Consider the following 6,700-nt stretch of genomic DNA (forward strand, 5'->3'; position numbering starts at 1 on the left):
CGCCGGGCTGCCGCTGCAGGACATGGAGTTCGTGCAGTTCCACCCGACCGGCATCTATGGCGCCGGCTGCCTGATCACAGAGGGCGCGCGCGGCGAAGGCGGCTATCTCGTCAATTCCGAGGGCGAGCGTTTCATGGAGCGCTACGCGCCGTCGGCCAAGGACCTGGCGTCACGCGACGTCGTTTCGCGCTGCATGACGCTGGAGATCCGCGAGGGACGCGGCGTCGGCAAGAACAAGGACCACATTTTTCTCCACCTCGACCACCTCGATCCGGCCGTTTTGCGTGAGAGACTTCCGGGCATTTCGGAATCGGCAAAAATCTTTGCCGGCGTCGACCTGACCAAGGAGCCGATCCCGGTGCTGCCGACGGTCCACTACAATATGGGCGGCGTGCCGACCAATTACTGGGGCGAGGTGCTCAATCCCACTGCCTTGAACCCGGACCAGGTGTCGCCCGGGCTGATGGCGGTCGGCGAGGCGGGCTGCGCCTCCGTCCATGGCGCCAACCGGCTGGGCTCGAATTCGCTGATCGATTTGGTGGTGTTCGGCCGCGCGGCGGCGATCCGGGCCGGCCAAGTGATCGACCGCAACGCGGCGATCCCTTCGCCCAACGAAGCCTCGGTCGAGAAGATCATGGATCGCTTCGACCGGCTGCGTCATGCCAACGGCTCGACGCCGACGGCGGTCTTGCGCGAAAAGATGCAGAAGGCGATGCAGGATGATGCGGCGGTGTTCCGCACGCAGGAATCGCTGGAAAGCGGCTGCAAGCGCATTTCGCAGATCTGGGGCGAGCTCAAGGACGTAAAAGTGTTCGACCGCTCGATGATCTGGAACTCCGACCTGGTCGAGACGCTGGAGCTGGAAAATCTGATGGCCAACGCCATCACCACGGTCTACGGCGCCGAGGCGCGCAAGGAGAGCCGCGGCGCGCATGCGCGGGAGGATTTTTCGGCTCGCGATGATGCGAACTGGCGCAAGCATACGCTGTCCCGGCTCAGCGAGGCCGGCGAGGTATCGCTCAGCTATCGGCCTGTGCACACCGAGCCGCTGCTCAAGGAAGCAGACGGCGGCATCAACCCGGCCAAGATCGCGCCGAAGGCCAGGGTGTATTGACGATGGCGCTGGCGGTCTCAGGATATTCCGGCACGCCCCTTCCGGCCAAGCTCGGCCTGAAGGACGGGATGACAGCCGCCTTTATCGCGCTGCCGGCGGAACTCGACGATCTGGCCGAAGCCGTCGACTTCGCCCACGTCGACCGGCTGCCGGACTGGTCGAAGATTTCAGGTGCCCAGAAATACGATGCCATCCATGCCTTCACCCGGCAGCGCGCCGAGATCGAGGGTTGCCTGAGCGATGTCGAGATGGCGATCAAGCGCGACGGCATGGTTTGGGTCTCCTGGCCGAAGAAGGCGTCGAAAGTGCCGACCGACGTCACCGAGGACGTCATCCGCGCCGAGGCGCTGAAGCTCGACCTTGTCGACGTCAAGGTCGCCGCCGTGAACGATATCTGGTCCGGGCTGAAGCTCGTCATCCGAAAGGGCCTGCGGTAATGGTCGAACTGACGCTTCCGAAAAACTCGAAGATCAAGGCCGGAAAAACCTGGCCGAAGCCGGAGAATGCTACCAATCTGCGCGAATACCGCATCTACCGCTGGTCGCCGGACGATGACGAAAACCCGCGCATGGACACTTATTTCGTCGATATGGACGATTGTGGGCCGATGGTGCTCGACGCGCTGCTCTGGATCAAGAACAAGATCGACCCGACGCTGACCTTGCGCCGCTCCTGCCGCGAAGGCATTTGCGGCTCCTGCGCCATGAACATCGACGGCTCCAACACGCTCGCCTGCACCAAGGGCTGCGACGACATCTCCGGCGCGATCAAGGTCTATCCGCTGCCGCATATGCAGGTGGTCAAGGATCTGGTGCCCGACCTCACCAATTTCTACGCCCAGCACGCCTCGATCGAACCGTGGCTGAAAACTGTGTCGCCCGAGCCGGCCAAGGAATGGCTGCAGAGCCATGAGGACCGCGAAAAGCTCGACGGGCTCTACGAGTGCATCCTTTGCGCCTGCTGCTCGACCTCCTGTCCGAGCTACTGGTGGAACGGCGACCGCTATCTCGGGCCGGCGACACTGCTTCAGGCCTATCGCTGGCTGATCGATTCCCGGGACGAGGCCACGGGCGAACGGCTCGACAATCTCGAAGACCCGTTCCGGCTCTATCGCTGCCACACCATCATGAACTGCGCCCAGACCTGCCCCAAGGGGCTCAACCCGGCCAAGGCGATCGCCGAGATCAAGAAGATGATGGTGGAGAGAAGGGTGTAGACGGACGGGTGCCGTCGAGATCGTGTCGTCTGTAGCGATCCTTCGCGCCCCCCTCTGTCCTGCCGGACATCTCCCCCACGAGGGGGGAGATCGGCCGTCACGCCGACTTTCGCCAATCATCAGCGTTGCAGAAGTGAGCAGAGCGCTGAAGCTGTCAATCTCCCCGCAAGTGGGGGAGATGTCCGGCAGGACAGAGGGGGGCGCTGTCCCGCCAGCTTCAAAAGGATAGCCGATCTATGACTGACTCTGACTTTCCCATCCTTTCTCCCGTCGAAGCGCGCGTGCTCGGTTGTCTGATCGAAAAGAAGGAGCTGACACCTGATATCTACCCGCTGACGCTCAATGCAGCACTTGCCGCTGCCAACCAGAAGACGGCGCGCGAGCCGGTGATGTCGGTCGAGCTGGTCGAGGTCAGGCGGGCGCTGAGCCAGCTTGAGCAGAAGGGTCTGGTCAGGCAGGTCTTCGCCTCGCGCGTCGAGCGCTACGAACATATCGTCGCGCAGCGCTTTTCGCTGACCTCGGCGCAGATCGCGCTGCTTGGCCTGCTGTTGCTGCGCGGTCCGCAGACCGCTCATGAATTGCTGGCGCGAGCTGAGCGCATGGTGCGGTTACCCTCCATCGACGAGCTTCGCAGCAATCTCGACCTGTTGATCGGCCGCAAGCCGCCGCTCGTTCAGCAGATCGATCGTGGACCCGGCCAGCGTGAGGACCGCTATGTGCATCTCTTGAGCGGAGTGCCGCAGATTGCAGCCGTCGCCTCACGTCCGGCGCAATCAGCCACCTCATCAGCCTCCGATCTCGAGGCGCGAGTGCAAGCTCTCGAGGAGGAGGTCGCGACGCTGCGCGCACGCGTCGACGCGCTGACTGGCGAAGGACAGTAGCGCAGTAGGCTCAATTGTGTTTCCAGATTGAATTTGCCCTCACGCTTACCTTCGAGGCGTTGGCGCTGCCCCTCACCCGCCTGCCGGCGACCTCTCCTCGTATAGTGACGGGGAGAGGGACGCTCTGATCGATGGTTTCGCCACATAGTCAGCGTTGCAAGAAGGGCGCCGCGGCTGCGGCCCGCCTCTTTCTCCCCGTCACTAAACGGGAGGAATGCCCGGTAGGACAATGAGGGGTGGAGCCGACGTCAACAATTGATGGTCTCCAACCCAAGCTGGAGGAGACGGTCACATGTGGGAAGCGGCCGCTCAGCCGAGCTTGGCGTCGAGCGACACGTTTATGGCGCCGAGCGCCTTCGAAACCGGACACCCGGCCTTGGCCTGTTCGGCCAGCTCTTGGAATTTCGCCGCATCGATGCCCGGCACCTTGCCGACCACCGTGAGAGCGCTGCCTGTGATCCCCGTGCCAGGAATCAGCGTCACCACTGCCTTGGCGTCGAGTTCGTCGGCGGGGGTGCCGTTCTCGGCCAGGAAGTGAGAGAACTGCATGGCGAAGCAGCCGGCATGCGCCGCCGCGATCAGCTCCTCCGGATTGGTGCCGGACTTGCCGCTCTCGTCCTCGAAGCGTGCCTTGAACGAATAGGGCGTGCCCTTCAGGGTCCCGCTCTGGGTGTCGAGCGTGCCCTTGCCCTCCTTCAGATTGCCTTTCCAGACGGCGTTTGCGGTGCGGTCCATGAAATTCTCCTTGATTGTCCGGATTGCGCCGGCCCGGCGCCGGCGTTCTTCAAGACTATAGCGCGGGCGCGGGCGAAGACCACCGCGCTCTTTGCGCAGTCGCGCAAAATTGGCGGCGGCGGGGCTGAATTTTCTTGAAAAAATGCGCGTGCAAGAATGTCGACTTCCATCGGCCTCAACCGTCCTGCGGGCGGTCACGGATTTCGCGGCCGGATGGAGGTTCACATGGATGGCTTGTTTTTTGCACTGTGGAAGAGCTCGGGCCGCAAGCCCGAACGACGGGAAGATTACGGGCTGCATCCGCCGCCTTCCGGTTTCGGCCGGCTTCTGGCGGCGGTTGCCATCATCGGGGTCGCGATAAGCGTTCTCGATCACATGGCGGCACGCAAAGGCGCCGCTGACGCCGTGGCCGCATCCTATGGTTCGTCACAACAAGGGAGCTGGAAATGAAATATGTCCTGCTGGTCTACGGTGAGGAAAAAGACCTCTACGCGCTCACTCCGGAGGGATCGGCAAAGCTCGACGCCGATTCGCTGGCCTATGACAGGTCATTGGACCAGCAAGGCAAGCTGATCATCGCGCAGGCGCTGCAATCGGTGAAGACCTCGAAGACCGTGCGCCGGCGCAAGGGCAAGCGGCTGATCACCGACGGCCCTTTCGCCGAGACCAAGGAGCAATTGCTCGGCTTCGTCATGATCGAGGCCGGGGACATCGACGATGCGCTGGAGATCGCCGGTGGCATTCCGCTGGCGGAAATCGGCACGATCGAGGTCAGGGCGATCTACGAGGTGCCGGGGTCCTAGACAACCATCTGCTCCCGGCGGTGCCGCCCTGACCCGGATTCTTCTGCGGGCGCAACTTTTGCGTGTTGAAGCGGGACAGCACTTCTCCTATCGTCGCTGCGGTTGGGGGATTTCTGCATGCCGTTCTTGATTGCTATCCTTGGCGTGTTGGGCGCGGCAGCATTCTGGTGGTACCGGATGAAGGCTATGAACGATGCGGCGCGCGAGGTCGCGGACGTCGTCGGGCGTGTGCAAGGGAACATTCGGCGCAAGAGACTGCGTAACCAGGCGGCGCTCTCACCGCTGACGGCGATCGACGATCCGGTCGTGGCGGCCGCGACGCTGATCACTGCCATCGTCTCCGAGAACGGCCCTGTCCTGCCGCAGCGCGAAGCTGCCATTCGATCGGTGATTTCGGAGATTGCGGACGAGAAGAAGACCGATGAGGCTGTGGTCTATGCCAAATGGGCGGCGTCACAGATCGACGACGCCACGATCGTCATCGACAAGCTGGCGCCATTTCTGCGCGAGCGCCTGGATGTGACTGAGCGAAACGATTTGCTGCAGATGGTGAACTGCGCCGCGCAGGCTGGTGAGCAGCCCCTGCAGATATCCGACCAGCGGATGCTGCGGCTGCGCCAGAAGCTGGGCTTCGAAGTCAACTGAACGAAATTGCCTGATGCTCAATATGGTTTGCCGCCCCTTCCGGGCGCTAGATCGCCTCGCCCTTGAGCAGTTTCGGTGTGTCGCCGGACAGTCCGGACGCCTGGCGGATAAAGAAATCCTTCAGCCGCGGCATGCGTTCGACGAGGCCGAGGCCGACGTCGCGGACGGCGCGCAGCGGGCCGATGTCATTGGAAAACAGCCGGTTCAGGACATCGGTGGTGATGCCCATTTGCAGCGTGTCGAAGCGCCGCCACTGCTGGTAGCGTTCGAGAACGTCGAGCGCGCCAATATCCTGGCCGAGCCGGTCGGCCTCGACCACCACTTCAGCCAGTGCCGCCACGTCCTTGAAGCCGAGATTGAGGCCCTGGCCGGCGATTGGATGGATGCCATGGGCGGCGTCGCCGGCGAGCGCAATACGCGGCGCGACGAAGGCGCGGGCAAGCGTCAGGCCGAGCGGCCAAGCGCGTGGCTTGTCGGCGACATGGATTTCGCCGAGCTTTAGGCCAAAGCGCTGTTCCAGCTCATGCTCGAAGACGAGATCGTCGCCGGCGACCAGTTTTTCGGCATCTTCCGAGCGCTCGACCCAGACGATCGACGAGCGGTTGGTCCCGTCCTTGTCCGGCTTGAGCGGCAGCGTGGCGAAGGGGCCGGCTGGCAAAAAATGCTCCTCGGCGCGGCCACTGTGGGGCCGCTCATGCGCGACGGTGCAGACGATGCCGGACTGGCCATACTCCCATTTCACCGTCTTGATGCCGGCCATGTCGCGCAGCTTCGAGTTGACGCCGTCGGCAGCGATCAGAAGTCGCGCCTTCAGCGTCGCGCCGTCGGCAAGATGCACGGTGATACCGGCGCCGTTGACGTCGAAGGCACTGACTGCGACGCCTTCGATGATGTCGATGCCGAGTTTTTCAGCGCGCCGGCGCAAGGCGCCGTTCAAATCCCTGTTGGCGACCATATGCGCGAAGGCTTCGCCGGGTGCGACTTCGCCATCGAAGGTGAGAAACACCGGGCGCACCGGATCGGAAGTGCGCGAATCGGTGACGATCATTTCGGTGATCGCCTGCGCCTCCGGCGCGATTTCGGCCCAGACGCCGAGCTGGTCGAGCATGCGGCAAGCGGCAGCGGCGATGGCCGAGGCGCGGCCGTCCTTTTGCCAGACGCCGGCGGGCGCGGCGTCGACGACAGCGACGGCGAGGCTCGGCCGCGCCTGTTTCAACGACACGGCGGCGGCAAGGCCGACGTAGCCGGCGCCGGCAACCAGAATGTCGAGCGAAGTTCGGTTTTTTGCATCCGCCTTGCGGTCCAC

The 6,700-nt window shown here is 63.4% G+C and carries 9 protein-coding genes; 7 read left to right on the plus strand and 2 right to left on the minus strand.

The features are described from left to right. The 4 genes from EOC93_RS31900 to EOC93_RS31920 all read left to right on the plus strand — a co-directional run. On the plus strand, nucleotides 1-1,114 hold a 1,114-nt coding region (locus EOC93_RS31900), incomplete at its 5' end, for an FAD-binding protein (RefSeq protein WP_127206602.1). Between the two features lie 2 nt (nucleotides 1,115-1,116). Next, on the plus strand, nucleotides 1,117-1,551 hold the full coding sequence (locus tag EOC93_RS31905) for a DUF3052 family protein (RefSeq protein ID WP_127206603.1): 435 nt from the start codon (nucleotides 1,117-1,119) through the stop codon (nucleotides 1,549-1,551). Then, entirely contained in the window at nucleotides 1,551-2,330 is a 780-nt protein-coding gene (locus tag EOC93_RS31910) for a succinate dehydrogenase iron-sulfur subunit (protein ID WP_095484916.1), read from the plus strand. Before EOC93_RS31905 ends, EOC93_RS31910 begins: the two co-directional genes overlap by 1 nt. A gap of 236 nt (nucleotides 2,331-2,566) precedes the next feature. Then, a complete protein-coding gene (locus EOC93_RS31920) occupies nucleotides 2,567-3,211 on the plus strand; it encodes a DUF480 domain-containing protein (RefSeq protein WP_127206604.1) in 645 nt (214 codons plus the stop codon). A 309-nt stretch (nucleotides 3,212-3,520) separates the two neighbouring features. Here EOC93_RS31920 and EOC93_RS31925 read toward each other — a convergent pair whose 3' ends face one another. Beyond that, nucleotides 3,521-3,946: an OsmC family protein gene (locus tag EOC93_RS31925; protein ID WP_126104357.1), complete on the minus strand. Its 426-nt coding sequence runs from the start codon at nucleotides 3,944-3,946 to the stop codon at nucleotides 3,521-3,523. Nucleotides 3,947-4,159: 213 nt separating this feature from the next. Here EOC93_RS31925 and EOC93_RS31930 point away from each other — a divergent pair, with 213 nt between their 5' ends. The 3 genes from EOC93_RS31930 to EOC93_RS31940 all read left to right on the plus strand — a co-directional run bounded on the left by EOC93_RS31930 (nucleotide 4,160) and on the right by EOC93_RS31940 (nucleotide 5,394). Further along, nucleotides 4,160-4,396: a hypothetical protein gene (locus EOC93_RS31930; protein ID WP_348627619.1), complete on the plus strand. Its 237-nt coding sequence runs from the start codon at nucleotides 4,160-4,162 to the stop codon at nucleotides 4,394-4,396. Next, on the plus strand, nucleotides 4,393-4,749 hold the full coding sequence (locus EOC93_RS31935; protein ID WP_126104359.1) for a YciI family protein: 357 nt from the start codon (nucleotides 4,393-4,395) through the stop codon (nucleotides 4,747-4,749). The genes EOC93_RS31930 and EOC93_RS31935 overlap by 4 nt, the downstream gene beginning before the upstream one ends. Before the next feature lie 117 nt (nucleotides 4,750-4,866). Then, complete coding sequence (locus EOC93_RS31940) at nucleotides 4,867-5,394, plus strand: hypothetical protein (protein ID WP_127206606.1); 528 nt, start codon at nucleotides 4,867-4,869, stop codon at nucleotides 5,392-5,394. A 46-nt stretch (nucleotides 5,395-5,440) separates the two neighbouring features. Here EOC93_RS31940 and EOC93_RS31945 read toward each other — a convergent pair. Further along, nucleotides 5,441-6,700 (minus strand): ubiquinone biosynthesis hydroxylase (locus EOC93_RS31945; protein ID WP_245461596.1); only part of this gene is annotated, 1,260 nt, incomplete at its 5' end.

Origin of the sequence: Mesorhizobium sp. M6A.T.Ce.TU.002.03.1.1 (assembly GCF_003997275.1) — a bacterium.
In the GTDB taxonomy this organism is placed as follows: Bacteria; Pseudomonadota; Alphaproteobacteria; order Rhizobiales; family Rhizobiaceae; genus Mesorhizobium; species Mesorhizobium mediterraneum.